At 72.8% G+C, this 26,479-nt stretch carries 17 protein-coding genes; 9 read left to right on the top strand and 8 right to left on the bottom strand.

Annotation, left to right across the window (positions count from 1 at the left end; translation table 11 throughout):
- Nucleotides 1–79: 79 nt before the first annotated feature.
- On the bottom strand, nt 80–2,200 hold the full coding sequence (locus tag L0984_RS10800; protein WP_234193680.1) for an ATP-dependent helicase: 2,121 nt from the start codon (nt 2,198–2,200) through the stop codon (nt 80–82).
- A gap of 250 nt (nt 2,201–2,450) precedes the next feature.
- On the opposite strand from L0984_RS10800, the gene corA reads away from it, so the two are divergent.
- Nucleotides 2,451–3,437 (top strand): magnesium/cobalt transporter CorA, encoded by a 987-nt coding sequence (gene corA / locus L0984_RS10795; RefSeq protein ID WP_234193679.1) that lies wholly within the window; start codon nt 2,451–2,453, stop codon nt 3,435–3,437.
- A gap of 305 nt (nt 3,438–3,742) precedes the next feature.
- Here the strand turns inward: corA and L0984_RS10790 are convergent, their stop codons facing one another.
- Nucleotides 3,743–4,810 carry a homocysteine S-methyltransferase family protein gene (locus L0984_RS10790; RefSeq protein ID WP_234193678.1) on the bottom strand — a complete coding sequence of 356 codons (1,068 nt, stop codon included), beginning with the start codon at nt 4,808–4,810 and terminating at the stop codon, nt 3,743–3,745.
- 64 nt (nt 4,811–4,874) lie between these two features.
- Here L0984_RS10790 and recC point away from each other — a divergent pair, with 64 nt between their 5' ends.
- From recC to L0984_RS10750, 8 genes are all read left to right on the top strand, one after another.
- Entirely contained in the window at nt 4,875–8,567 is a 3,693-nt protein-coding gene (recC, locus tag L0984_RS10785; RefSeq protein WP_234193677.1) for an exodeoxyribonuclease V subunit gamma, read from the top strand.
- Between the two features lie 169 nt (nt 8,568–8,736).
- Complete coding sequence (gene recB, locus L0984_RS10780) at nt 8,737–12,549, top strand: exodeoxyribonuclease V subunit beta (protein ID WP_234193676.1); 3,813 nt, start codon at nt 8,737–8,739, stop codon at nt 12,547–12,549.
- Nucleotides 12,546–14,819 carry an exodeoxyribonuclease V subunit alpha gene (gene recD / locus L0984_RS10775; RefSeq protein ID WP_234193675.1) on the top strand — a complete coding sequence of 758 codons (2,274 nt, stop codon included), beginning with the start codon at nt 12,546–12,548 and terminating at the stop codon, nt 14,817–14,819. Before recB ends, recD begins: the two co-directional genes overlap by 4 nt.
- A 161-nt stretch (nt 14,820–14,980) precedes the next feature.
- Nucleotides 14,981–15,169, top strand: coding sequence for a hypothetical protein (locus L0984_RS10770; RefSeq protein ID WP_234193674.1), 189 nt, complete (start codon nt 14,981–14,983; stop codon nt 15,167–15,169).
- Complete coding sequence (locus tag L0984_RS10765; protein ID WP_234193673.1) at nt 15,166–15,888, top strand: response regulator transcription factor; 723 nt, start codon at nt 15,166–15,168, stop codon at nt 15,886–15,888. The genes L0984_RS10770 and L0984_RS10765 overlap by 4 nt, the downstream gene beginning before the upstream one ends.
- 10 nt (nt 15,889–15,898) lie before the next feature.
- Complete coding sequence (locus L0984_RS10760; RefSeq protein ID WP_234193672.1) at nt 15,899–17,746, top strand: sensor histidine kinase; 1,848 nt, start codon at nt 15,899–15,901, stop codon at nt 17,744–17,746.
- 140 nt (nt 17,747–17,886) lie between these two features.
- Nucleotides 17,887–19,083 carry an AAA family ATPase gene (locus L0984_RS10755; protein WP_234193671.1) on the top strand — a complete coding sequence of 399 codons (1,197 nt, stop codon included), beginning with the start codon at nt 17,887–17,889 and terminating at the stop codon, nt 19,081–19,083.
- The gene (locus L0984_RS10750) at nt 19,083–19,658 is read left to right on the top strand and encodes a DUF4276 family protein (RefSeq protein ID WP_234193670.1); all 576 of its coding nucleotides are present in this window, start codon (nt 19,083–19,085) and stop codon (nt 19,656–19,658) included. The genes L0984_RS10755 and L0984_RS10750 overlap by 1 nt, the downstream gene beginning before the upstream one ends.
- Before the next feature lie 20 nt (nt 19,659–19,678).
- Here L0984_RS10750 and L0984_RS10745 read toward each other — a convergent pair whose 3' ends face one another.
- From L0984_RS10745 to L0984_RS10720, 6 genes are all read right to left on the bottom strand, one after another.
- A complete protein-coding gene (locus tag L0984_RS10745; RefSeq protein ID WP_370645928.1) occupies nt 19,679–21,079 on the bottom strand; it encodes an FAD-binding oxidoreductase in 1,401 nt (466 codons plus the stop codon).
- Nucleotides 21,076–21,900 (bottom strand): N-formylglutamate deformylase, encoded by an 825-nt coding sequence (hutG, locus tag L0984_RS10740; protein ID WP_234193669.1) that lies wholly within the window; start codon nt 21,898–21,900, stop codon nt 21,076–21,078. Before hutG ends, L0984_RS10745 begins: the two co-directional genes overlap by 4 nt.
- Nucleotides 21,901–22,171: 271 nt before the next feature.
- Entirely contained in the window at nt 22,172–23,641 is a 1,470-nt protein-coding gene (locus L0984_RS10735; protein ID WP_234193668.1) for a formimidoylglutamate deiminase, read from the bottom strand.
- Nucleotides 23,638–24,864 carry an imidazolonepropionase gene (hutI, locus tag L0984_RS10730; RefSeq protein WP_234193667.1) on the bottom strand — a complete coding sequence of 409 codons (1,227 nt, stop codon included), beginning with the start codon at nt 24,862–24,864 and terminating at the stop codon, nt 23,638–23,640. Before hutI ends, L0984_RS10735 begins: the two co-directional genes overlap by 4 nt.
- A 65-nt stretch (nt 24,865–24,929) precedes the next feature.
- Complete coding sequence (locus tag L0984_RS10725) at nt 24,930–25,505, bottom strand: HutD/Ves family protein (protein ID WP_234193666.1); 576 nt, start codon at nt 25,503–25,505, stop codon at nt 24,930–24,932.
- Between the two features lie 306 nt (nt 25,506–25,811).
- A complete protein-coding gene (locus tag L0984_RS10720; RefSeq protein WP_234193665.1) occupies nt 25,812–26,477 on the bottom strand; it encodes an amino acid ABC transporter permease in 666 nt (221 codons plus the stop codon).
- Nucleotides 26,478–26,479: the final 2 nt, after the last annotated feature.

Raw genomic sequence — 26,479 nt, 5'->3', positions numbered from 1 at the left:
GAATTGCAATGGAGGAATGTTTGAGCGCCGTCAGGAGATGTTCGCGCCGCTGCATCTTCGATAGCGCAGGGGCCCACATTCAAGAGCCCGGGCGCCAGGCTGCACGCAGACGCTGGCGCAGGTCCAAGACCTCGGGCGGGACAGGGGCATGGGGCACGACGGGCGGCGGTGGCGGCCAGGTCACGCGGTCGAAATGGCGCAGGTCCGCATCGGGGATGAAGCGGGTGCGGCCGGCATACAGATGCCGGTCGCCGAAGCGCGACTGCTGCGTGACATGGAAGCGCTGCGGCACCAGCAGGTGCAGGTGCTCGCGGGCGCGTGTCATGGCGACGTAGAGCAGGCGGCGCTCTTCCTCCAGCTCGTGCGCGCCCTGCGCCACGTCGGCGGGCATGCAGCCGTCGACCACGTTCAGCACATGCACCGAATTCCATTCCTGGCCCTTGGCGGAATGGATGGTCGAGAGGATGAGGCAGTCCTCGTCGAGCAGCGGCGGGCCGGGCCGGTCGCTGGTGGCGTCGGGCGGATCGAGGGTCAGCTCGGTCAGGAAGCGCTGGCGCGAGGCATAGCCGCGCGCCAGTTCGGCCAGCTGCTGCAGGTCGCCCAGGCGCAGGGGCGCGGCCTCGTACAGCCGCTCCAGGTGCGGCGCGTACCAGTCGATGGCGATGGCGAGCTCCTGCGGCCAGCCCTCGCCGCCGGCCTTGAGCGCCTGCCAGGCGCGGGCGAAGTCCTGCCAGGCCTCGCGCACCATGGGCGGCGGCACGAAGGCGGCCAGCGCGGCGGCCGGGTCGGCGGCGGCCTGCATGGCGTCCATCAGCCGGCCGGCGGTGGCAGGGCCGACGCCGGGAATGAGCTGCACGGTACGAAAGCCCGCCAGCCGGCTGCGCGGGTTGTGGACGAAGCGCATCAGCGCGAGCAGGTCCTTGACGTGCGCCGCCTCCAGGAATTTGAGGCCGCCGAACTTCACGAAGGGGATGTTGCGGCGCACCAGTTCCAGCTCCAGCGCCGCGCTGTGGCTGGCCGTGCGGAACAGCACCGCCTGCCGCTTGAGCGCCAAGCCGCCCTCGCGGTGGGCCAGCACGCGGTCGGCCACCCAGGTGGCCTGGTGGGCCTCGTCGGGCACCAGCACCAGTTGCGGCCGGCCAGCGCTGGGACGATCGGTCCACAGGCGCTTGGCATGGCGCTCCTGCGCATGGTCCATGACGGCATTGGCGGCGTCGAGGATGGGCGGCGTGCTGCGGTAGTTGCGCTCCAGCATGAGCACGCGCGCTGGCGGATCGAAGGCCGCCGGAAAGTCCAGGATGTTGCGCACGGTCGCGCCGCGGAAGCCGTAGATGGCCTGGGCGTCGTCGCCCACCGCCGTGACGCCGCGGCCGTCGGGCTTGAGGCGGCGCAGGATCTCGTCCTGCAGGCGGTTGGTGTCCTGGTATTCGTCGACCAGCACATGGTCGAAGCGGGCACTCACCTGTGCGGCAAGGGCTGGCTCTTCCATCATCGTGGCCCAGGCGAGCAGCAGGTCGTCGAAGTCCAGCGCGTTCTGCTGGGCCTTGGCGTCGACGTAGTCGGCGAACAGCGCGGGCAGCTGTTCCTGCCATTCGGCGCACCAGGGAAAGGACTGACGCAGCACCTCGGCCAGCGGCAGCCGCGTGTTGACCACCCGCGAGTAGATGCCGAGGCAGGTGCCCTTGAGCGGAAAGCGCCTTGCCGTCTGCGACAGGCCGCGCGCATGGCGCACCCAGCCCATCAGGTCCTCGGCATCGCCGCGGTCGTGGACGGTGAAGTCCGGGTCCAGCCCGAGCTGGGCCGCGTGGTCGCGCAGCAGCCGTGCGCCGACGCCGTGGAAGGTGCCGGCCCAGGGCAGCGCCGGCAGGCTGCCTTCGGCGAGGCCGAGCACGCGGGCGGCGACCAGGCCGGCGCGGCGGGTCAGCTCCTGCGCGGCGCGGCGCGAGAAGGTCAGCAGCAGGATGCGCTGAGGGTCGGCGCCCGCTGCCAGCAGGTGGGCGACGCGGTGGGCCAGCGTGCTGGTCTTGCCGGCGCCCGCCCCCGCGATGACCAGCAGTGGCCCGCCCGGTGCCGCGCGCTCGCCGACGCCGTGCAATACAGCCGCGCGCTGGTCGTCGTTGAGCCCGGCGAGGGCCGCTTCCAGGCGCCCGGCCCCGGTGTCGGCGGCGGCCGTGGATGCTTCGTTCACAAGGGTGGACATGACGCCACAAATGTACTGGATGTCCATCCAGATCGGCCCGGTGGATGCCCTGCTGCGGTGCATAATCGCGCCCGCTGCTTTACCGGAGTACCGACCTTGGACACCTCCCCGTCTCGGCAGCTTTCAGCTCCCTTCTGACCTTCGCGTCGCGCGTGCCGGCTGGTGCGCGGGTGGCGGGCTGAAAGCGCCAACCACCCCCTTCCTGCCCGCCCTTCGTCCCGCAACGCCTTCGCTTTCAGGGGAGCACGCCATGCTCAACATCTTCACGCTCGCCAACGGCCGCCTCGTCCAGGAGGAAATCGAGTCGCTGGAGGAGCTGTCCCGCTTCCAGCCGATCTGGGTCGACTTGGAGTCGCCCAGCCCGGACGAGAAGCGCTGGGTCAAGCAGTACTACGGCCTGTCGATTCCCGAGGACGTGACCGACGAGGACATCGAGGAATCGGCCCGCTTCTACGAAGAGGACAACGGCGACCTTCATGTGCGCAGCGACTTCTTGATCGCCGACGCCGACGAGCCCCGCAGCGTGCGCGTGGCCTTCATCCTCAACCAGCACAACGCCGAACTGAAGAGCCGCGGCGTGCTGTTCTCGATCCATGATGAGGACGTGCCGGTGTTCCGCCTGCTGCGCATGCGCGCGCGCCGGGCACCGGGGCTGATCGAGGACGCCAAGGAAGTGCTGCTCAAGCTCTTCGACGCCGACGCCGAATACTCGGCCGACACGCTGGAAGGCATCTACGACGAGCTGGAAGCCGCCGGCAACCTGGTGCTCAAGGGCAACGTGAGCGACGAGATCGCCGGCGAGGTGCTGGGCCTGATCGCCCGCCAGGAAGACCTGAACGGCCGCATCCGCCGCAACGTGATGGACACCCGCCGCGCGGTGAGCTTCATGATGCGCAGCCGCATGCTCAATGCCGACCAGTTCGAGGAGGCGCGGCAGATCCTGCGCGACATCGAATCGCTGGACAGCCACACCGCCTTCCTGTTCGACAAGATCAACTTCCTGATGGACGCCACGGTCGGCTTCATCAACATCAACCAGAACAAGATCATCAAGATCTTCTCGGTGGCCAGCGTCGCCCTGCTGCCGCCGACGCTGATCGCCAGCATCTACGGCATGAACTTCAAGTACATGCCGGAGCTGGAGTGGGGGCTGGGCTATCCGTACGTGCTGGCGCTGATGGTGGCCAGTGCGGTTGGACCGATGCTGTATTTCCGCAAAAGAGGCTGGTTGAAATAGGCCCACCCCCGTGGCGCCTGCGGCGCCTCCCCCTCAAGGGGGCGCACCCAGCGGCCCGGCAAAGCCGGTTCCGCGGGTGCTCCCGCGTGGCCTGCTCCGCAGGCGGTTGATTTCAGTTTTCCACGGCGCTGCGCGCCGCCCACGCCCCATAAAACCGGCGCAGCAAGAGTGATCGAACGGCCGCGGAGCAGGCCATGCCAGGGCACCCACGGAACTGGCTTTGCCAGGCCGTGGGGTGCGCCCCCCTCCAAGCCGAAGGCGCCAGAGAGGGGGGAGCCGCGAAGCGGCATGGGGGGTGTTTCACTTCAGCGATAAAAGCGCGCGCCCTGCACGCCGCGCGGAGCGACGGGGCCCACGGCAGCGCCGATGGCGGCGATGTGGTCGGGGGTGGTGCCGCAGCAGCCGCCGACGATGTTGACCAGGCCTTCGGCCGCGAACTCGTGCACCAGGCGCGAGGTGACGTCGGGCGTCTCGTCGAAGCCGGTCTCGCTCATCGGGTTGGGCAGGCCGGCGTTCGGGTAGCAGCTGATGAAGGTGTCGGTCGCCACGCGGTTGAGCTCCTGCACGTAGGGCCGCATCAGCGCAGCGCCCAGGGCGCAGTTCAGGCCGACGGCCAGCGGGCGCGCATGGCGCACGCTGTGCCAGAAGGCGGTGACCGTCTGGCCGCTCAGGATGCGGCCCGAGGCGTCGGTGACGGTGCCGCTGATGATGATCGGCAGGCATTCGCCGCTGGCCTCGAAGTATTCGTCGATGGCGAAGAGCGCGGCCTTGGCGTTGAGCGTGTCGAAGATGGTCTCGACCAGCAGCACGTCCGAGCCGCCTTCCACCAGCGCGGCCGTCTGCTCGTAGTAGGCGGCGCGCAGCGTCTCGAAATCGATGTTGCGCGCGCCGGGGTCGTTCACGTCGGGGCTGATGCTGGCGGTGCGCGGCGTCGGGCCCAGGGCGCCGGCCACGAAGCGCGGCTTGTCGGGCGTGCTGAACTTGTCGCAGGCCTCGCGCGCCAGCCGGGCACTGGCCAGGTTCATCTCGCGCGCCAGCGCGGCCATGTCGTAGTCCTCCTGCGCGATGGTGGTGGCGCCGAAGGTGTTGGTCTCGATCAGGTCCGCCCCGGCCGCGAGATAGCCCTCGTGGATGTCGCGGATCACGTCGGGGCGGGTGAGGGACAGCAGCTCGTTGTTGCCCTTCACGTCCTTGTGGAAGTCCTTGAAGCGATCGCCCACGGCCCCGGGGCCGGTGTAGCCCTCGCCGCGGTACTGCGCTTCGCTGAGCTTGAAGCGCTGGATCATGGTGCCCATGGCCCCGTCGAGGATGGCAATGCGCTGGGCCAGGATGGCCGGCAGCTGCTGGGCGCGGGTGTAGGTGGGCAGATTCATGGGGGCGCGATTGTAAAAACCCGTGCCTGCCCCGGCCGCTAACATGGCCGACCGCTGCCCCGCCATGACCGATTCCTTCGCCCCGCCCCCCCTGCAGCCCGGCCTCATGGTCCTGCACGGCAACCGGCCGGAGGACCTGCGGCAGCTGCTCGTGGCCTGGCTGGCGCGGCATCCGCTGGCGCCGCTGGAGGACGAGGTGGTGCTGGTGCAGAGCAACGGCATCGCCCAGTGGCTCAAGCTGGCGCTGGCGGCCGATCCGGCGCGCGGCGGGCTGGGCATCACGGCGGCCTTCGACGTGCAGCTGCCGGCGCAATTCCTGTGGCGGGCCTACCGCGCGGTGCTGGGCGCGGACACGGTGCCCGAGCGCTCGCCGCTCGACGAGGCGCCGCTCGCCTGGCGGCTGATGCGCCTGCTGCCCGCGCTCACCGCCCGCGCGGCCGAGGCGGACCCGCGTTTCGCACCGCTGGCGCGCTTCCTCGCCCACGATCCCGAATCCCGCAAGTGCCACCAGCTGGCACTGCGGCTGGCCGACCTGTTCGACCAGTACCAGGTCTACCGCGCCGACTGGCTGCAGGACTGGGCCGCCGGCCACGACCAGCTGCAGACGCTGCGCGGCGGCACCCGCCCCCTGCCCGAGGACCAGCAGTGGCAGGCCCGCCTGTGGCGCGCCCTGCTCGACGACCTGGGCGCCGGGGAACAGGCCGACGCCGCGCAGGGCCTGGCCGGCAGCCGCGCCGGCGTGCACCAGCGCTTCATCGACGCCCTGGCCGCGCACGAGGGCCCGCCGCCCGTGGGCCTGCCGCGGCGGGTGATCGTCTTCGGCATCTCCGCCCTGCCCGCGCAGACGCTGCAGGCCCTGGCCGCCCTGGCGCGGCATGCGCAGGTGATGCTCTTCGTGCACAACCCCTGCCGCCACCACTGGACCGACATCGTGGCCGACCAGGACCTGCTGCGCGGCGCCTACCGCCGCCAGGCGCGCCGCCCCGGCATGCCCGCCGTGCTGGACGAGGCCGCGCTGCACCAGCATGCCCATCCGCTGCTGGCCGCCTGGGGCAAGCAGGGCCGCGACTACCTGCACCTGATCGACGGCTTCGACGAACCCGACCGCTACCGCGGCGCCTGGGCCGGCATCGGCAGCGGCCGCATCGACCTCTTCAGCGACGACGCGCCGCCCGGCCACAGCCTGCTGCGCCAGTTGCAGGACGACATCCTGGAGCTGCGCCCGCTGGCTGAGACCCGCGCCCGCTGGCCCGCCGTCGACCCGGCACGCGACACCTCGCTGCGCTTCCACGCCGCGCATTCGCCGCAGCGCGAGGTGGAGGTGCTGCACGACCAGCTGCTGGCCCGCTTCGACGCCGATCCCAGCCTGCAGCCGCGCGACGTGATCGTGATGCTGCCCGACGTGGATGCCTATGCCCCGCACATCGAAGCCGTCTTCGGCCGCCTGACGCGCAGCGACCCGCGGCACATTCCCTTCACCGTCGCCGACCAGGGCCAGCGTGGGCGCGAGCCGCTGCTGGTGGCCCTCGAGGCGCTGCTGGCCCTGCCCGACAGCCGCTTCGCCGCCAGCGACGTGCTGGACCTGCTCGAAGTGCAGGCCGTGCGCGAGCGCTTCGGCCTGACGGAAGACGCCCTGCCCGTGCTCAAACGCTGGATCGAAGGCGCCGGCGTGCGCTGGGGCCTGGATGCCGACCAGCGCGCGCAGCAGGGCCTGGGCGCTGCGGGCGAGGCCAACAGCTGGCGCTTCGGCCTCGCGCGCATGCTGCTGGGCTATGCCGCCGGCGACGGCGAGGCCTTCGACGGCATCGCGCCCTTCGACGAGGTGGGCGGGCTGGACGCCGCCGCCCTCGGCCCGCTGGCCGCGCTGCTGCGTGCCATGGAAGTCACGCTGGACACGCTGGCCCAGGACGCCACGCCCACCGCCTGGGCCGAGCGCCTGCGCGCCCTGCTGCAGCGCTTCTTCGCGCCCGCCACGCCGCGCGAGCAGGTGCGCGTGCAGGAGTTGCTGCAGGGCCTGGACCGCTGGCTGGACGACTGCGCCGCGGCCGGCTTCGACGAGAAGCTGCCGCTGTCGGTGGTGCGCGAGACCTGGCTCGGCCAGCTGGGCGGTGGCGGGCTGGCGCAGCGCTTCCTGTCGGGCGGCGTCAGCTTCTGCACGCTGATGCCGATGCGCGCCATTCCCTTCCGCGTGGTCTGCCTGCTGGGCATGAACGACGGCGACTTCCCGCGCCCGGTGATGCGCGCCGACTTCGACCTGATGCGGGACGACTGGCGCCCCGGCGACCGCTCGCGCCGCGACGACGACCGCTACCTGCTGCTGGAGGCGCTGCTGTCCGCGCGCGAGCAGCTCTACCTGAGCTGGGTGGGCCGCGACGTGCGCGACCACAGCGCCCGCGCGCCCAGCGTGCTGGTCGGCCAACTGCGCGACCACCTGGCCGCCGGCTGGCGCCTGCAGGGCCACGAGGACGACCGTGAGGCGCTGCTGGCCGCGCTGACCACCGAACATCCGCTGCAGCCCTTCAGTCCGCGCTACTTCGCGCCCGATGCGCCGCGCGCGCCGGCCGTGGACGGCCTCTACACCTATGGCCGCGAGTGGCAGGCGGCGCAGTCCGCGCAAGCGCCCGACCGCGACGATGGGGCCCTGCCCGCATGGCAGCCCGAGGAGCCCATCGCCCTGCGCCCGCTGGAGGACTTCCTGGCCCAGCCCATCGAGGCCTTCTTCGCCCAGCGCCTGCATGTGCGCTTCGGCCCCGGCGCCGACGGCAGCGAGGACGCGCTGGACGACGAGCTCTTCGCCCTGGGCGGCCTGGAGAACTGGGCGCTGGAGCAGCAGCTGCGCCAGGCGCTACAGCCCTGGTGCGACGAACAGCCCGGCCCGGCCGCCGCACGCGCGGCGCTGGGTTCGACGCTCACGCAGCAGATCGACCGGCTCGCCAGCGAAGGCCGCCTGCCGCTGCAGGCCTTCGGCACCCTGGCCGGCCAGGGCCTGCGCCAGCGCGTGGCTCGCACCTTCGACCATTACCTCAAGGCCTGCGAGGCCTGGCCCGAGGTGGAGGCCGAGCCCGTGCTGCTGCACTGGCGGCATGCAGCCAGCGGCGTGGCGATCGAGGACGCCCTGCCGCCGCGGCGGCTGGCGGCTGGCAGTGGTGCAGGTGCAGGTGCAGGTGCAGGTGCAGGTGCAGGTGCAGGTGCAGGTGCAGGTGCAGGTGCAGGTGCGGGTGAAGGCTCGGCCTCCGGTTCCGCCACCGCCGAGCCCGCGCGTCTCGTGCTGGCCCAGGGCCGGCTGCACAAGGGCAAGGAGCTGTCGTGGCACCACGTGGTGCGCCACTGGCCGGCGCACCTGGCGCTCAACTGGGCGGCCGGCCCCACGCGCACCGTGCTGGTCAGTGAATCGGGCACCCTGGTGCTGCCAGCCCTGACCCGGGCCGATGCCGACGAAGCGCTGGCTCAGCTCGTCGACGCCTGGCTCGCCGGCCTGCGCCAACCGTTGCCGCTGGCCTGCCGCACCGGCTTCGCCGCGCTGGCCGAGGACATGGCGGGGCCTGCCGCACGGATGGCCTACGACGGCGGCATGCAGCGCCAGGGCGAAGGCGAACGTCCGGCCCTGGCCCGTGCCTATCCCGACTTCGCCGCCCTGGACAGCGCCCGCACCGACGACGGCCGCGGTCTGTTCGACTGGGCCCAGGCGCTCTACGGCCCACTATGGCGCCAGGTGCCCGCCGCCCGCCGCGGCGCCACGAACGAGGCCGAGTCGTGAGAGTCGTGAGCATGACCGGCAGCCACGCCAAACCCGTTCGCCCTGAGCCTGTCGAAGGGCAGAGCGGCGCGCACGCCCTGATCGACCCAGGGCTTCGACAAGCTCAGCCCGAACGGTGGGTGGCTCGGCCCATACGGTCTTCAGCGCTTCAACAGGCAGGGGCGGCTTCATGAGCGCCACCCTTCCCCCCGTCCAGCCCCTGGACCCGCTGCGCTTCCCCCTGCACGGCCTGCGCCTCATCGAGGCCAGCGCCGGCACCGGCAAGACCTACACCATCGCCCTGCTCTACCTGCGCCTGGTGCTGGGCCATGGCGGGCACGGCAGCGCCTTCGCCCGACCGCTCACGCCGCCCGAGATCCTGGTCGTGACCTTCACCGAGGCCGCCACGCAGGAGCTGCGCGAGCGCATCCGCGCCCGGCTGGACGAGGCCGCTCGCGTCTTCGCCGGCGAGGCCGAGGCACCGGCCGGCGATGCGCTGGCCGCCCTGCTCGCCGACTACGCGCCCGAGGCCCGCCCCGGCTGCGCCCACCGCCTGCGCGTGGCTGCGCAGTGGATGGACGAATCGGCCATCGCCACCATCCACGGCTGGGCCTGGCGCATGCTGCGCGAGCACGCCATGGGCAGCGGCAGCCTGTTCGCCCAGACCCTGCAGACCGACCTGCAGGCGCTGCAGCAGCAGGTGCTGCACGACCACTGGCGGCGCCACTACTACCCGCTGGACGCCGCCGCCTCGCGCGCGCTGCTGGGCTGCTTCGCCAACCCCGAGGCCCTGTGGCAGGCCGTGCGCCCGCTGCTCGCCCAGGGCGATGCGCAGCTGCGGCTGCAGGGCAGCGCCTTCGACGGCGAGGCCGATGCGCTGGACGCCCTGCGCCAGCTGGGCCGCAGCATGGCCGAGGCCGACGCCCTGCAGGAGCAGGCCCGCGCCGCCTGGCGCGCCGACCGCGCCACGCTGGAACGCCTGTGGCACGCCGCCCGCCCGCACCTCAACGGCAACAGCTACCGCGGCAAGGACGAGGACGCCACCTTCGACGGCTGGCTGCAGGCCCTGGCCGACTGGAGCGCCGGCGCCGAGGCGCCCGACAACATCGCCCGCTTCGGCCGCGCAGGCGCCAAGCTCAAGAAGGGCCAGGCCCTGCCCGACCACCCCGCGCTGGACGCCATCGACGCCTGGCAGCAGGCGCAGATCGCGGCCCAGCCCGCGGGCCTGCGTGCGCACCTGGCCGTGCATGCTGCCCGCGCCCTGCGCGAAGCCCTGGCGGCCGAGAAGCTGCGCCGCGCCGAGCTGGGCTTCGACGACCTGCTGCTGCAGCTGGACCGCGCCCTGGCCGGCGCGGGCGGTGAGGCGCTGGCGGCGCGCATCCGCACCCGCTTTCCGCTGCCGCTGATCGACGAGTTCCAGGACACGGACCCGGTGCAGTACCGCATCTTCCGGCGCATCTATGGCGAGGCGGGGGATGGCGGCCTGATCCTCATCGGCGACCCCAAGCAGGCCATCTACGCCTTCCGCGGCGCCGACATCCGCACCTACCTGCGCGCCCGGCGCGACACGGCCGCGCAGGCCGATGCGGCCGGTGGCGCCATCTACGCGCTGGACACCAACTTCCGCTCCACCTCCGCCGTGGTGCAGGCCGTCAACCGCGTCTTCGCACAGGCCAGCCGCCATCCGCGCGGCGCCTTCCGCTTCGCGCAGGCGGACGGCGACCCGGTGCCCTTCGTGCCGGTGCGCGCCCGCGGCCGGAACGAGACGCTGTGGCTCGAAGGCGCACCCGCGGCCGCCCTCACCCTCTGGTCGCAGGAGCCCGAGCCCGACGCGGGCCGCGACAGCGTCGGCACCGCCGACTACCGCGCGCAGATGGCCGAAGTCTTCGCCAGCGCCGCCGTGCGCTGGCTGGCCGACACCGGCGAGGGCCGCAGCGGCTTCCGTCAGGCCGATGGCCGCTGGCAGCCGCTGCGGCCGGCCGACATCGCCGTGCTGGTGCGCAGCGGCACCGAGGCCGCCGCCATCCGCGCCGCACTGGCCGCCCGCGGGCTGCGCAGCGTCTACCTGTCGGACCGCGAATCGGTCTTCGCCACGCCCGAGGCGCAGGACATGCTGCGCTGGCTGCGCGCCGCCGCCGAGCCGGGCGACGACCGGCTGCTGCGCACCGCCCTGGCCAGCCGCAGCCTGGGCCTGCCGCTGGCCGGACTGGCCCGATTGGAAGAGGACGAACTGGCCTGGGAAGAGACCGCCCTGCGCTGGCAGTCCTTCAACGCCTGCTGGCTGCGCCATGGTGTGCTGCCGATGGTGCATGCGCTGCTGCATGCCTACGACCTGCCCGCGCGCTGGCTGGCGGCGCCGGCCGACGCATCGGGCCCCATGACCCTCGGCGGCGAACGCCGGCTCACCAACGTGCTGCACCTGGCCGAATGGCTGCAGCGCCGCGCCGTCGACCTGGACGGCCCGCATGCGCTGATCCGCGCCCTCGCCCAGCGCCTGGCCGAGCCCGGCGGCGAGGAAGAGATCCTGCGGCTGGAGAGCGACGCCGCCCTGCTCAAGGTCGTGACCATCCACAAGTCCAAGGGCCTGGAATACCCGCTGGTGCTGCTGCCCTTCATCGCCGCCTGGCGCGAGGAGAAGGCCTCGGCCAGCCGGTCCATCGGCTTCCACGATGCCGAAGCCGATGCCCGCGTGATCGAGCTGGACGGCAGGCACGAGGAAGCCGCCGCCCTGGCCGACGAGGAGCGGCTGGCCGAGGACATGCGGCTGCTCTACGTGGCCCTCACCCGCGCCCGGCATGCGCTGTGGCTGGGCGTGGCGCCCCTGTCCGCAGGCAGCGGCAAGAAGGTAGCGCTGGACCGCGGCGCGCTCGGCCAAATGCTGGGAGCGGGGGCGGCCATCGACAGCCTGGCGGGCTACCGGGCGGCGCTGCAAGCGCTGGCGGGCGCGTCTGACCCATCCAGCCCGCCCACCCTCGTCGTCGAACCCGCGCCCTCCCCCGACACCCGCGTCTGGCACCCGCCCGCGCCGCCGCCGCCCGGCATCGCCCGCACGCCGCTGCGCCACGGCCATGCGCCATGGTGGATCGCCAGCTATTCCGCCCTCGTGCAGCAACTGGGCGGCAGCGGCGGCGCGCTGACGCAGGACGCCCCGGCGCCCGCCGCCGAGCCCGAGGACGCCCGCCAGGACCAGGCGTTGGAAGAAGCCATCGCGCCCGCCGACGTCGCGCCGGAGGAGCGCCCCGCCACCGCCCCGCGCGGCGGCAGCTGGCATGCCTTCCCGCAGGGCGCCGAGGCGGGCAGCTTCCTGCACGGCCTGCTCGACTGGTGCGCGCGGCAGGGCTTCGCCCGCGTGCTCGAAAGCCCCGAGGCCCTGCGCGACCTGGTCGCCCGCCGCTGCACCGTGCGCGGCTGGGAGGCCTGGATCGAGCCGCTGTGCGACTGGCTGCCGCGCTGGCTGCGCACGCCCTGGCCGCTGCCCGATGCCGCCCCCGCCACGCTGGCTGGCCTGGCGCAGCCGAAGTCCGAGATGGAGTTCTGGATGCCGGTGCACCGCGCCGACGCCCGCAGCATCGACGCGCTGGTGAGGGCGCACATCCTGCCCAGAATGAACCGTCCCGAGCTGCCGCCCACGCAACTCGCCGGCATGCTCAAGGGCTTCATGGACCTGGTCTTCGAGCACGACGGCCGCTGGTGGGTGGCCGACTACAAGTCCAACTGGCTGGGCCCGGACGACGCGGCCTACGGCGATGCGGCGATCCAGGCCTCGCTGCTGGCGCACCGTTACGACGTGCAGGCCGCCCTCTACGCCCTGGCCCTGCACCGCCTGCTGCGCAGCCGCCTGCCCGGCTACGACCCAGACACGCACCTGGGCGGCGCCCTCACCGTCTACCTGCGCGGGGCCGATGCGCCCGGCCACGGCCTATGGGCCGTGCGGCCGCCGCGCGAACTGGTCGAGCAACTCGACGCCCTGCTGCGCGGCCCCGAGGAAGGCGACGCCGAATGACCCGCCGCACCGACGCCGCGCAGACCGCGCCCGTGCCCCCCACCGCCGACCTCTTCGACGCCGCGCCCGCCGAAGCCGCCGCCGACCAGCGGCGCGACGCCCTGCTGGCCGACCTGGACCGCTGGGTGCAGCAGGGCTGGCTGCGCGAGCTGGACCGCAGCTTCGCCCTCTTCTGCCTGCAGCGCGATCCCGAAGCCGGCGCCGAGCTGCTGCTGGCCGCCGCCCTGGCCAGCCACCAGCTCGGCCGAGGCCATGTCTGCCTGGACCTGCAGGCCACGCTGGCCGATGGGCGCCACAGCCTTTCGCTGCCGCCCGACACCGCCAGCGCCGCCGCGATGGGCGAGGGCCCGCAGCGCTGGCTGCAGCCGCTGCGCCTGGCCGCCTGGCGCGAGGCCCTGGCCGCCAGCCGCCTGTGCGGCCGCGGCGACCCGGCCGAAGGCGCCACGCCGCTGGTGCTGCAGGGTCCGCGCCTGTACCTGCGGCGCTACTGGCAGTACGAGCAGCAGGTGCGCGCCCGCGTCGAGGACCGCCTGGCACCCGCGCCCGTCGCGCCGGCCGACCGCATCCGCCCGGTGCTCGACCGGCTCTTCGGCAACGGCGACGGCACGCCCGATTGGCAGAAGATGGCCTGCGCCCTCGCCCTGCGCCAGCGCTTCGCCGTCATCACCGGAGGGCCGGGCACCGGCAAGACGACCACCGTGGTGCGGCTGCTGGCGCTGCTGCAGTCGATGGCGATGCATGGCGGCGACGCGTCCCGAGCTGGCGCAACGGGAATGCTGGATGCCGGAGCCGATGCTGCTTTCGATGCGGCCGCCGGCACCGGCGGCCGGCCGGGCGCCCCGAGCCGGCCGCTGCGCATCCAGCTGGCCGCGCCCACCGGCAAGGCCGCTGCGCGGCTCACCGAGTCCATCCGCGGCGCCCTGGACGCGCTGCCCTGGCACCAGCTGCCCGGCGGCGCCGACCTGCGCAGCCACGTGCCGGCCGAGGCCCGCACCCTGCACCGCCTGCTGGGCAGCCGCCCCGACACCCGCCACCTGCGTCACAACGCGGGCCATCCCCTGCCGCTGGACGTGCTGGTGGTCGACGAGGCCTCCATGGTCGACCTGGAGATGATGGCCGCCCTGCTCGACGCCCTGCCCCCGCAGGCCCGGCTGGTGCTGCTGGGCGACAAGGACCAGCTCGCCTCCGTCGAGGCCGGCGCGGTGCTGGGCGAGCTGTGCAGCCGCGCCGAGGCCGGCCACTACGCCCCGGACACCCTCGCCTGGCTGCAGGCCGCCACCGGCCAGACACCGCCCGCCGATCTGCACGACCCGCGCGGCCAGCCGCTGGACCAGGCCATCGCCATGCTGCGCGTGAGCCGGCGCTTCCATGCCGGCAGCGGCATCGGCCGGCTGGCGACGGCCGTCAATGCGGGCCGGGCGGCCGAGGCGCTGGCGCTGTTCGACGACGGCCCCGCCGACCTGCGCCGTTGCCGCCTCAGCGCTGCGCCGGGCCATCTGGCGCAGGACGCCGCCCTGCGCGACCTGCTGCTGGCCGACGACGGCATCGACCAAACCTCGGCGGCGGGCGTGCAGTCCGACGGCCGGCAGCCTGTCGGTCCGGCCCACTGGCTGCGCCGCATCCACGAGGCGCGCCCCGACTCCGACGCGCCCCGCGCGGAATGGGACGCCTGGGCCGCGGCCCTGCTGCAGGCCAGTGGCCGCTTCCAGCTGCTGTGCGCGCTGCGCGAAGGTCCGTGGGGCGTGGCGGGCCTCAATGCCGCCATCGCCGAACTGCTGCATGCCGAAGGCTGGATCGCCGCCACCCAGGGCTGGTACGCCGGCCGGCCGGTGCTGGTCACCCGCAACGATTCGGCCCTGGGCCTGATGAACGGCGACGTGGGCCTGACGCTGCAGCTGCCCGCGCGCTTCGACGATGCCACCGGCCGGCCGGTGCCCGAGGCCGGCACCGCGCTGCGCGTGGCCTTCGCCGCGGCCGACGGCTCGGGCGGCGTGCGCTGGACCCTGCCCGCGCGCCTGCAGGCCGTGGAGACCGTCTTCGCCATGACGGTGCACAAGTCGCAGGGCTCGGAGTTCGAGCACACCGCCCTGCTGCTGCCGCCCACCGCCAGCCCGGTGCTCACGCGCGAGCTGGTCTACACCGGCATCACCCGTGCGCGGCGCTGGTTCACGCTGGTGGCGCCGGCCGGGCGTGGGCAGCGGGTGCTGGAGGCCGCGATCGGCCGGCGCGTGCTGCGCGCCAGCGGGCTGATGGCGCCGCCGGGCGGCTGAGAAGCCGCAGGCGCCCCGCGGCGAACCGCCGCCCTCGCGCAGGCCGCCGCCGCGCCGGTTGCTCGCGTGGCCGAACGGCGCGCCAGTCCCCCATTCATGTGACGGCGGCCGGCGCTCCAGAATCGACACTCGCCGCGGCCCCATCCCCCCGCGGAGTCCCCATGCCCACCCCCCTGAAGATCGCCTTCACCTCGTGCGCCGAGGCCACGCAGTTCCCCCGCCCGCCGGTGTGGACGCGCATCGCCGACGCCTGGCCCGCCCCCCTGGTGCCGCACCTCGTCGCGGGGGACGTCTGCCCTTCGGGCGGCCTGGCCCGGCCCCACACCCTCCCACGCGACGACCGGCAATGAGCACCCCAGCGACGAGCACTTCCGGCAGGCCGGCCCGCGTCGCCCTGGTCGAGGACGACGCCGGCATGCGCCAGCGCATCGCCCATGCGGTGGCGGGCGACGCCGGCCTGGCGCTGGTGTTCGAGGCCGCCACCGCGCAGCAGATCCTCGACTGGCTGCCCCGGCAGCCGCTGGACGTGCTGCTGGTGGACCTGGGCCTGCCCGACCGCTCGGGTCTGGAGGTGATCCGCGCCGCGCGCCGGCTGCAGCCCGACTGCGCGGTGATGGTCATCACCATCTTCGGCGACGAGGCCAACATGGTGCAGGCCTTCGAGGCGGGCGCCAGCGGCTACCTGCTCAAGGACGGCACCGAGCACGACCTGGGCCTGCACATCCGCTCGCTGCGTGCGGGCGGCTCGCCCATGTCGCCCATCATTGCGCGGCAGCTGCTGCGGCGCTGGCAACAGGCGGGCGGCACGGCCGTCCCGGATGGGCGCGGCGCCGCGCCGGCCAGCCCGGCGCAGGTCGGTGCGGCGCCCGCGGCCGAGCGGCTGTCGCCGCGCGAATTCGAGGTGCTGGACCTCATCTCCCGCGGCTTCACCTATGCCGAGAGCGCCGCCCGCATCGGCGTGTCGGTCAGCACGGTGCAGACCCATGTGCGCAACATCTACGGCAAGCTGGACGTGCACAACAAGTCCGAGGCCGTCTACGAGGCCCGCAACCTTGGCCTGCTGCCCTGACAGCCCCGCCATGGGACTGCGTCTTCGCCTGCTCGGCGGCGTGGTGGGCGTGCTCCTGCTCCTGCTTGTGTGGCGGCCCGCCACGGCCGCGGCGCCCTTGCCGGACGCCCAGGGCGTCTACCTGCTGGACGAGGCCCACGCCGTGCTGCGCGCGGACGACCGGCCGGTCGTGGCGCAGCGGGTCCTCCTGCCCTGGCGATGGGGAAGCCACGCGCCCAGCGCGGCAGGTTCCGCCACCTTGACGCTGACCCTGCCGCCGATGCCGGATGGCGAACGCGAGAGCCAGGCCCTGCTGATCGAGGCGGTCGGCAACCAAGTCCAACTGTTCGTGGATGGCCAGCCCGTCGACGGATGGGACGCACCGCACGACCCGGACTTCGACACGGGCCGCCTGCCGCATCTGATCGCGCTGCCGGCGCATGGCGGCGCACGGCCGCCAGCCGGATTGCGCATCGAGCTGCAGTTCCAGCGACAGCGCATGGGCGGCCTGTCGCGCATCCTGTATGGCCCGCTGCGCGTGCTCAAGCCGCGCTACGAGCAGCGCCGGCTCTGGCGCAACGGCGCCGCGCTGATCTACACCGTCGGCCTGCTGCTCATGGGCGGCCTCTCCGCCGGCCTGTGGTGGCACCAGCGGGTTCCGCTGTATGGCTGCTTCAGCTTGGCGGCCCTCTCGGGCACGATCCGCACCCTGGACCAGACGGGCATGCCGCAACCGCTTCCATGGCCCTGGTGGGGCGTGGTGATGGGCATGAGCTATGCGCTGCACCTGGCGCTGATCATCCGCTTTGTCCTCCTGGCGCTCGGCGCTCCTCCTGCGCGGCTGCTGCGCCTCCAGGGCATCGTCCTGTGGCTTTCGCCCCTGCTGGTGCTGATGTCCTTCGTGCTGCACTTCTATCCGCTTTGGACATGTGCGCTCGTGCTGCTGTGTATCGCCGGCGCCGCCTGCCTGCCGGCCCTCTGGCGCGATGCGGTGGTCCAGCGCCGCCGCACCTCGATGGCCCTGCTGATCGCTGGTGTGCTGACCCTGGCGGCGGGCGTGCACGACCTGCTGCGGGTGCGCATCCCCGCCATGACCTGGGAGGCCCTCACCCCGCACGCCATGTTCGGCTTCGTGCTGATCCTGGCCGGCATGGTGGTCGAGCGCTACAGCCGCTCGGTGCGCGAATACCGCGACCTGGCCCGCTCGCTCGACGCGCGGGTGGCCGAGCGCGAGCGCCAGCTCACCGCCGCCATGCACGCGCTGCAGGCCGAGCGCGAGCAGCAGGCGGTGCTGCTGGAGCGCCAGCGCCTGATGCGCGAGATCCACGACGGCGTGGGCTCGCAGCTGGTGGGCCTGCTCAACCTGGTGGGCCGCCCGGGCGCCGACCCGGCGTTGATGGAAGCGCAGGTCAAGCTGGCGCTGGACGAGCTGCGCGTGGCGGTCGATTCGCTGCAGCCGCTGGAGGGCGACCTCACCGTGGTGCTCGCCACGCTGCGCTACCGGCTGCAGCCGCGCCTGGAGGCGGCCGGCCTGACGCTGGAGTGGGAGGTGGACCCCCTGCCCCCGCGCGCCGACGTCACGCCGCAGACGGCCATGCAGATCCAGCGCATCCTGCTGGAGGGTTTCACCAACGTGCTGCGCCATGCGCAGGCGCGGCGCATCCGCCTCGAAGCGCACTGGCATGCCGGCCCGCCCGAGCGCATGGAGATCGTGCTGGCCGACGACGGCCGCGGCTTCGTGGCGGACGGTCCGCCCGCGGGCGGCCAGGGCCTGGCCAGCATGCGCAGCCGCGCCGCCGCCATCGGGGCGACGCTCACCGTGGTTTCGGCGCCGGGGGAGGGCACCGCGCTGCGACTGGATTGGCCGGTGCGGCGCTGAGGTTGAGGTCGGGCAACGCTCCTTCCATCCGGCGGGAGCCCGAGCAGCCCGACAGGCGTGCGGCGATCCCCTGAACATGCGCATATGGCACGATGCGCGACTGCTCCGGCCACGCCGTGCCGGGGCGTTCAGGACGCGCCATGCAGATCGAATCCATCGCCATCAAGAACTACCGGCTGTTCCGGGACGCCAAGCTGACCCACATTCCCCGTCTTTGCGTGCTGGTGGGCGCCAACGGAACAGGCAAATCCACACTGTTCGATGTGCTCTCCTTCCTCAAGGACGCGCTGTCGATGAACGTCGGCAAGGCCATCGCCAAGCGCGGCGGCTACCGCGAAGTCGCGAGCCGCGGCTTTGCGCACGAGGCCATCGAGATCACCCTGCAGTTCCGCATGGAGATCACCGGCAAGGAGCGCCTGGTGACCTACCTGCTGCGCATGGCGCCCGGCGCGGAGGGCCGGCCCTTCGTGGAGCGCGAGGTCCTGCGCTACAAGCGGGGCGCCTACGGCGCACCGTTCCGCTTCCTGGATTTTTCTTCCGGTCGCGGCTACGCCATCACCAACGAAGAGGATTTCTCCAAGGCGGACGAGGACCTCACCCGGGAGGAACAGGAACTGGATTCCCCGGACATCCTCGCCATCAAGGGCCTGGGTCAGTTCGAGCGCTTCAAGGCCGCCAGCGCCTTCCGGCTGATGATCGAGAACTGGCACATCTCGGATTTCCACGTGTCCGAAGCGCGGCCAAGCCAGGAGGAGGGCTTTGCCGAGCACCTCTCTACACGGGGCGACAACCTGCCTCTGGTGGCCAACTACCTGTACGAGCACCACCCCGACCGCTTTGCCCATGTGCTGGAGGCGATGCGCCGCAGAGTGCCGGGCATCTCGGTGGTGGAGCCGCGGCAGACCGAAGACGGACGTCTCGTCCTGCGCTTTCAGGACGGCAGCTTCAAGGACCCGTTCATCGCGCGGCACGTGTCCGACGGCACGATCAAGATGTTCGCGTACCTCGTGCTTCTGAACGACCCCAAGCCCTATCCGATGCTGGCCGTGGAAGAGCCCGAGAACCAGCTCTATCCCGAGCTGCTGCCCGAGCTTGCGGAGGAATTCCGCAGCTATGCGGAGCGGGGCGGCCAGGTCTTCATCTCCACCCACTCGCCCGATTTCCTCAATGCCTTGTCGCTGGACGAGATCTACTGCCTGCGCAAACAGGACGGCTTCAGCCATGTATCGCGGGCTGGGGATTCGGAAAACCTGCGCGCGCTGTTCGAAGCCGGGGACTTGCCCGGCTACCTGTGGAAGCAGGGACTTTTCGAAGGCCTCAACCGGGACGTGCGCTGATGGCGGGCCGGCTGGTGTTCCTGCTGGAGGAGCCCTCGATGCGGGTATTGCTGGAAGGCTGGCTGCCTCGGCTGTTCCCCGGCTGGGTGAGTGGTGAGCATTTCTTGTGTGTGCCGCACGAGGGGAAGTCGGATCTGGACCGCAGCATTGCGCGCAAGCTCGCGGCATGGCGCTACCCCGGGGACCGCTTCGTCATCGTCCGAGACAACGACAACGCGGACTGCATCGACCTGAAGGCACGGCTGCGCCGACTGTGCGAGGACGCGGGACGTCCAGACAGCCTCATCCGGCTGGTCTGCCAGGAACTGGAGAGCTGGTATCTCGGCGACCTCGCCGCGCTGGCGGCGGCCTTCGATACGCCGCGGATCGATTCGCCCGCCAACCGCAAGCGCTTCGATGCGCCGGACAGCTGGCAGAAGCCTTCGGTCGAGGTCAAGCGCCTGATCCCGGCATTCCAGAAGATCGGCGGCGCCCGCGCGATGGCCGCCCATCTGGAGGCGCAGCGCAATCGCTCGCCCAGCCTGCGCGCCTTCGTGGCAGCCGTCCGGCGGCTGAATGCCGAAGCCGCCGGCTGACCCGGCCGGCCCATCGGACGTCAGCCGAACACCTTCCCCGGATTCATCAACCCCAGCGGATCCAGCGCGGCCTTGATGGCGCGCATGGCGGCCAGCTCCTCGGGGGTGCGGCTGGCGCCCAGGTAGGGCTTCTTGTGCAGGCCGATGCCGTGCTCGGCCGAGACGCTGCCGGCGAAGCGGCCGACCATGCCGTAGACCAGCTGCTCGGCGGCCTCGGCATCGCGGCCGATGCTGACGCCATCGACGGACACGTGCAGGTTGCTGTCGCCGATGTGGCCGAAGAACACGCTGAGGTGGCCGGGCCAGCGGGCTTCCAGCGCGGCGCGGCACTCCTGCACGAAGCGGCCGATCTGCGCCATGGGCAGGCTGACGTCGAAGTTGACCGGCGGATGCATGTTGGCCGGCAGCTCGGCCGTGGCCTCGCGGATCTTCCACAGCGCGGCGGCCTGGGCTTGCGACTGGGCCAGCACCGCATCGACCACCAGGCCGGCCTCCATGGCGTCGGCCAGGGCTTCTTCCACCTCGGCCTGCAGCGCGGCCTCGCTGCTGCCGTCCAGGTCGACCAGGGCCAGCAGCGGATGGGCGGTGTCGAAGGGCTCGCGCAGGTGCTGCCAGGCCAGGGAGGCGGCCACGAAGTCGCGCCACATCAGCTCGAAGGCGGCGACGCCGCCGGCGAAGCGGGACTGCAGCCGGCCGAGCAGCGCGAGGGCGGCGTCGTAGTCGGGCAGGGCGGCCAGCAGCGTGGCGCGGGCGCGGGGCGCCGGATGCAGGCGGAAGAGGGCGCGGGTGATCACGCCCAGCGTGCCTTCCGCGCCGACGAAGAACTGCTTGAGGTCGTAGCCGGTGTTGTTCTTCTGCATGGGTCGCAGCATGGGCAGCACGCGGCCGTCGGGCAGCACGGCCTCCAGGCCCAGCAGCTGCTCGCGCATCATGCCGAACTGCAGCACGCCGTTGCCGCCCGCGTTGGTGGCCAGCGCGCCGCCCACCTGGGCCGAGCCGCGGGCGCCGAAGTCCACGCCGAAACGCAGGCCGGCCCCGGCGGCGGCCTCCTGCACGGCCTGGACGGTGGCGCCGGCCTGGGCGGTGAGGGTGCGGGTGGCGGCATCGACCGACTCCACGGCGTTCATGCGCTCCAGCGACAGCGCGACTGCGCCTTCGATGGGCATGGCGGCGCCCGCCAGGCCGGAGAGGCCGCCCTGGGGCACCACCGGCACGCGGTACTCGGTGCACAGCCGCAGCGCGGCCGACACGGCCTCGGTGCTGCGCGGGCGCAGCAGGGCCAGCGGGCGCACGGGCGGCAGGCCGCTCCAGTCGGCGAGGTGGCGTTCGGGCACGGCCTCGCCGGGCGTGACGGCGTCGGCACCGAGGGCCTCGGCTAGGGCGGCCAGGAAGGCCGGTGCTGCGGCGGTGCCCGCGCTCACGGCTGCTGCCCGTCGGCGAAGGCCAGCACGGCCTCCAGCATGCGGCGCACGGTGGGCTGCACGCGCGCGGCCACGTCGGGAAGGTAGTCGAAGGGAAGCTGTTCCTGCATGTAGCTGCTCTGGGTCATTTCGAGCTGCACCGCATGCACGCCCCGTGCCGGCTGGCCGTGGTGGCGGGTGATGTAGCCACCCGTGAAACGACGGTTGAGCACGCTGGTGTGGCCCGCGTCGGCACGGGCGATGGCCAGCAGCTGTTCGGCCAGTTGCGGGTCGCAGGCCGCGCCCTTGGCGGTGCCCAGGTTGAGGTCGGGCAGGGTGCCCTCGAAGAAGCGCGGCAGCACGGAACGGATGGAATGCGCGTCCCACAGCATGGCGATGCCGTGGGCGGCGCGGATGCGTTCGAGTTCCTCGGCCAGCCGGGCGTGGTAGGGCACCCAGATCGCCTCGCGGCGGGCGGCGATCTCGGCCTCGGTGGGCAGGTCGGCCGGGTCGGCATAGAGCGGCGTGTCGTCGAAGGTGTCGACGGGGCACAGGCCCGTGACGCTCTGGCCGGGATACAGGCTGGCGCCGTCCGGCGGGCGGTTGAGGTCGATGACGTAGCGCGAATGCGTGGCCACCAGCACCGAGGCGCCCAGTTCGTCAGCAAAGTCGTAGAGCCGCTCCAGGTGCCAGTCGGTGTCAGGCACCTGGCGGGCCTCGTCGGTCAGGCGCGCGGCCAGCGCGGGTGGCACATGCGTGCCGACGTGCGGCATGGAGATCAGCAGCGGCCGCGTGCCCTGGCGGAAGCGGAAGGGGGGTTCGGTGGTGGTGAAGGCGGTCATGGCGGGGCTTTCAGGGGTCTGCGTTCATGCAAGGGGCGGCAAGCGAGGGCGGACTTGCGGGCCAGGCGCAAGGGACGGATGCGCATCGGGCCGCGGGCATCGGGCCGCGTGCATCCCGCGCGCCGCAGGGTCTTGCTCCCTCTCCCCTCGCGGGAGAGGGCCGGGGGAGAGGGGGCGGCGGCGCATCCACGGCCAGCGCACGTTGCGGTGCGTCGGCCCCCTCTCCCCAACCCCTCTCCCGCGAGGGGAGAGGGGCTCTGGCAAGGGTCGATCATGCCCCACCGGCCAGCAGTTCGCGCCGGGCCTGGACGAACGCCCGCTGGGCCTCGGCGCGCAGCGGATGGTGGCCGGCATCGACCGTCTTGCGGCCGGCCACGTAGGCGTGCGCGAGCGGGCGCTGGCGGCCGGCGGCGAAGACATGGGCCGAGAGCATCTGCGGCGCCTCCAGCCCGGCCAGCACCGGATGGGCCGCATCGAGCACGAGCATGTCCGCCTGCTGGCCCACGGCCAGTCCGCCGAGCGCGCGGCCCGACGCCTGCGCGCCGCCGCCCACGGCCGACAGCCATAGGGCGGTGGCCACCTCGGGCTGCGCCGCGGTGGCGGCCACGTTGCGCTGGCGACGCACCAGGCGCTGGCCGTATTCCAGCATCAACAGTTCCTCGGCCGCATCGACGCAGGCATGGCTGTCGGAGCCGATGCCCCAGGCGCCGCCGCCGCGCCGCCTGCCCGCGCCGGAGGCCGCCGAGGACGCACCGTGTCGGGCAGCGGGGTCCGCTTCTCCGTCGCCGTCACCAGCGGTCCACCGCGGCAGGTCGAACAGACCATCGCCCAGGTTGGCTTCGGTGGTGGGGCACAGGCCCGCCACGGCACCGGTGGCGGCGGCGCGGCGGTATTCGTCGGCGTCCATGTGCGTGGCATGCACCAGGCACCAGCGGGCATCGACCGGGGCATGGTCCAGCAGCCAGGCGACCGGGCGCTGGCCACTCCAGGCGAGGCAGTCGTCCACCTCCTTGGTCTGCTCGGCGATGTGGATGTGGATGGGCGCCGTCGCGTCCTGCGCAGCCAGACCGGCCAGCGCGTCGCGCAGCGCCTCGGGCGGCACGGCGCGCAGCGAATGCGGCGCCAGGCCCAGGCGCGCGCCCTGGGCCTCGCAGGCCGGACGCAGGGTTTCGAGCAAGCGCAGCATCGACGCGGTGCTGCGGATGAAGCGGCGCTGGCCCTCGGCCGGCGCGGCGCCGCCGAAGCCGCTGGTCTGGTAGAGCACCGGCAGCAGCGTCAGGCCGATGCCGGCACGCTGGGCGGCGCGCAGCAGGGCGCGGGCCAGCTCGGCATCGTCGGCGTAGGGGTGGCCGTCGGTGTCGTGGTGCACGTAGTGGAACTCGCACACCGCCGTGTAGCCGGCCTCCAGCATGTCGACGTAGAGGCCGAAGGCGATGGCCTCCAGCTGCGCGGGGCGCAGCCGCAGCGCGAAGCGGTACATGAGGCTGCGCCAGCTCCAGAAGCTGTCCTGCGCCTCGGCGCGGTACTCGGTCAGGCCGGCCATTCCGCGCTGGAAGGCGTGCGAATGCAGGTTGGGCATGCCGGGCAGCAGCGGGCCTTCGGCACGCGGCATGCCGGGCTCGGGCGTGGCGCCGGGCTGCACGGCGGTGAGGCGGCCGGTGGCGTCCCAGTCCAGGCGCACGTCGCGCGCCCAGCCGCCGGGCAGCAGGGCGTGGTCGGCGAAAAGGCTCCCGGCGCTCACAGCGCGCCCTCCGCCACACGGCCTTGTCGCACGACACAGCGCACCGGCCGCTGGCCGAACCAGTAGGCCAGCTCCGCAACCTCGTGCACGTTCCACAGCACGAAGTCGGCGGCGCGGCCCACGGCCAGTTCGCCATGCGTGGCCGAAAGGCCCAGGGCGCGGGCGGCATGGGTGGTGACGCCGGCCAGCGCCTCGGGCACCGTCAGGCGGAACAGCGTGCAGGCCATGTTCATCATTAGGAGCAGGCTCAGGCAGGGCGAAGTGCCCGGGTTGTGGTCGGTGGAGACGGCCATCGGCACGCCGGCCGCGCGCAGGCCGGCGATGGGCGGCAGCTGCGTGTCGCGCAGCGTGTAGTAGGCGCCGGGCAGCAGCACGGCCACGGTGCCGGCCTCGGCCATGGCGGCGATGCCGGCGGGCGACAGGTGCTCGATGTGGTCGCAGGAGAGCGCGCCGTAGCGCGCCGCCAGCGCCGCGCCGCCCATGTCGCTGAGCTGCTCGGCATGCAGCTTGACCGGCAGGCCCAGCGCCTGCGCGGCCTGGAACACGCGCTCGGTCTCTTCCAGCGAGAAGGCGATGCGCTCGCAGAACACGTCCACCGCATCCACCAGGCCTTCGGCATGCAGGGCGGGCAGCATCTCGCGACAGACGAGGTCGATGTAGTCGCTGCTGCGGCCCGCGTATTCGGGCGGCAGCGCGTGGGCGCCGAGGAAGGTGGTGCGCACGGTGACGCCATGGGCCGCGGCCAGGCGGCGCGCCACGCGCAGCTGCTTGCGCTCGTGCTCGAGCGCCAGGCCGTAGCCGGACTTGATCTCGATGGCGCACACGCCCTCGGCCAGCAGCGGCGCGAGGCGGGCGCTGGCGGCATCGAACAGCGCGTCTTCGCTGGCCTCGCGCGTGGCCCGCACCGTGGAGACGATGCCGCCGCCCGCGCGCGCCACCTCTTCGTAGCTGGCGCCGGCCAGGCGCATGGCGAATTCGTTGGCCCGCTGGCCGCCGTAGACCAGGTGCGTGTGGCAGTCGATGAGGCCGGGCGTGATGAGCGCGCCGCCGCCCTCATGGCGGGGCAGGGCATCCGCGCCGGGCGGCAGCGCATCGGGCGCGCCCAGCCAGGCGATGCGGCCGTCGGCCACGGTCAGCGCCAGCGGCTGGCCGTCGCTGCCGCGCAGGCCGGTCCACAGGCCGTCGGCGCTGGGGCGTTGATGGAAGGGCAGGGCGAGGGTCATGCGGGCGCTCCGGCGAGAGGGGCTCGATGCTGGCATGCGGGCGGGGAAAGGAGAGGCCCGGGCGATCAGACGGGCAGCAGGCGGATGGCGATCAGCCGCGGCTCGCCGCCCTCCGCATCGGGCACCGCCTCCGCGGGGCCCGCGGCATCGGCCCACCACAGGCCCTGGCCGGCCGCGAGGGGCGCCGCCGCGCCGGTGCGCCAGGTGCCCGAAACGGCCAGCAGCAGCCCGTGCGGCGCGCCGGCCAGGCGCACGGCGCCCGCGTGCACCGTCAGCGTGGCCTGCCAGCGGCCGCGCCGCGTCATCAGGTTGAAGTCGGTGGAGGTGCCGCCCAGCCGGGTGCAGGCGATGGCCGCCTCGCCGGGAAAGGCGAAGGGCTGCAGCGGCACGTCCAGCCGGTGGTCGAGGCCCTCGCCGGCGAGGTGCAGGCCGTTGCCGGCCAGCAGCAGGATGCGGCGGTCGATGCCGGCGAAGGTGGAGAAGGGGCCGTCGGCGTCGACGGTGGCCACCGAGCAGCGCCAGCCGAAGTCCTCCAGCCCGGCGCCGGGCGGCCAGCAGGCGATCTCGCGCGTGCTGCCGCCGCCGTTCTTCCACGGCATGGCGGGGAGCTGGTCGAGGGTGAAGGTGTGCAAAGTCGTCATGGAGATTGGTGATGTATCCGCGTGCGGGCCTGTCAGATCAGCTTTCCACGACGCTGTGCGCCACTCTCATCGCATGAATCTGGCGCGGTGACAACGATCGAACGGCCGCGGAGCAGGCCATGCCAGGGCACCCACGGAACTGGCTTTGCCAGGCCGTGGGGTGCGCCCCCCCTCCAAGCCGAAGGCGCCAGAGAGGGGCTGAGGGCCGCGGCTCCGAGCCTGCCTGCGCAGGCTTGGACGTGCCCGAAGAGCAGCCGCCTCTGGCGGCCGCCTTGAGCCGCGCAGCGGCATGGGGGGTGTTTCATCTCAATGCACCCCGCCCTGACGCAGCCGGCGCTCGAAATGGCGCAGCACCAGCGTCACCGTGCCGGTGAGGGCGAAGTACACGGCGGCGATGGCCAGGTACACCTCCAGCGAGCGGTAGGACACGCTGATGATCTTCTGGCCCTCGTGCATGACGTCGTGGATGGTCAGCAGCGAGACCAGGGCCGAGTTCTTGATCAGCGCGATGAACTCGTTGCCCAGCGGCGGGATCATGCGCACCACCGCCTGCGGCAGGATGATGTGGCGCATCGCCTGGACCGGCGTCATGCCCAGCGACTGGGCGGCCATGGTCTGGCCGCGGTCGATGGACTGGATGGCGCCGCGCACGATCTCCGACACATAGGCGCCGCTGTACACGCCCAGTCCCAGCACGCCGCACAGGAAGGCCGGCAGCAGCAGCCCGAAGTGCGGCAGCCCGAAGAACAGGATGAACAGCTGCACGAGCAGCGGCGTGCCGCGGATCACCGCCACGTAGGCGGTGCACACGCTGTAGAGCCAGCGGCGCTGCGGCCGCAGCCGGCCGATGCCCACCGCCAGGCCCAGCACGCAGCCCAGCAGCAGCGCGCAGGCGGTGATCTCCACCGTCACCAGCGTGCCACGCAGCAGGTCGGGCCAGCCGGCCCAGACCGGCGAGAAATCCAGATCCATCG

Source organism: Pseudacidovorax sp. NFM-22 (genome assembly GCF_021401245.1).
Lineage (GTDB): Bacteria > Pseudomonadota > Gammaproteobacteria > Burkholderiales > Burkholderiaceae_C > Xenophilus.
The sequence above is the reverse complement of the archived record's forward strand: the minus strand, read 5'-3'. Positions and strand labels throughout refer to the sequence as shown.

Bases quoted from the DNA above. Each gene is read 5' to 3' on its own strand.
- L0984_RS10800 (WP_234193680.1), bottom strand. From the start codon at position 2,200: ATGTCCACCCTTGTGAACGAAGCATCCACGGCCGCCGCCGACACCGGG.
- corA (WP_234193679.1), top strand. From the start codon at position 2,451: ATGCTCAACATCTTCACGCTCGCCAACGGCCGCCTCGTCCAGGAGGAA.
- L0984_RS10790 (WP_234193678.1), bottom strand. From the start codon at position 4,810: ATGAATCTGCCCACCTACACCCGCGCCCAGCAGCTGCCGGCCATCCTG.
- recC (WP_234193677.1), top strand. From the start codon at position 4,875: ATGACCGATTCCTTCGCCCCGCCCCCCCTGCAGCCCGGCCTCATGGTC.
- recB (WP_234193676.1), top strand. From the start codon at position 8,737: ATGAGCGCCACCCTTCCCCCCGTCCAGCCCCTGGACCCGCTGCGCTTC.
- recD (WP_234193675.1), top strand. From the start codon at position 12,546: ATGACCCGCCGCACCGACGCCGCGCAGACCGCGCCCGTGCCCCCCACC.
- L0984_RS10770 (WP_234193674.1), top strand. From the start codon at position 14,981: ATGCCCACCCCCCTGAAGATCGCCTTCACCTCGTGCGCCGAGGCCACG.
- L0984_RS10765 (WP_234193673.1), top strand. From the start codon at position 15,166: ATGAGCACCCCAGCGACGAGCACTTCCGGCAGGCCGGCCCGCGTCGCC.
- L0984_RS10760 (WP_234193672.1), top strand. From the start codon at position 15,899: ATGGGACTGCGTCTTCGCCTGCTCGGCGGCGTGGTGGGCGTGCTCCTG.
- L0984_RS10755 (WP_234193671.1), top strand. From the start codon at position 17,887: ATGCAGATCGAATCCATCGCCATCAAGAACTACCGGCTGTTCCGGGAC.
- L0984_RS10750 (WP_234193670.1), top strand. From the start codon at position 19,083: ATGGCGGGCCGGCTGGTGTTCCTGCTGGAGGAGCCCTCGATGCGGGTA.
- hutG (WP_234193669.1), bottom strand. From the start codon at position 21,900: ATGACCGCCTTCACCACCACCGAACCCCCCTTCCGCTTCCGCCAGGGC.
- hutI (WP_234193667.1), bottom strand. From the start codon at position 24,864: ATGACCCTCGCCCTGCCCTTCCATCAACGCCCCAGCGCCGACGGCCTG.
- L0984_RS10725 (WP_234193666.1), bottom strand. From the start codon at position 25,505: ATGACGACTTTGCACACCTTCACCCTCGACCAGCTCCCCGCCATGCCG.
- L0984_RS10720 (WP_234193665.1), bottom strand. From the start codon at position 26,477: ATGGATCTGGATTTCTCGCCGGTCTGGGCCGGCTGGCCCGACCTGCTG.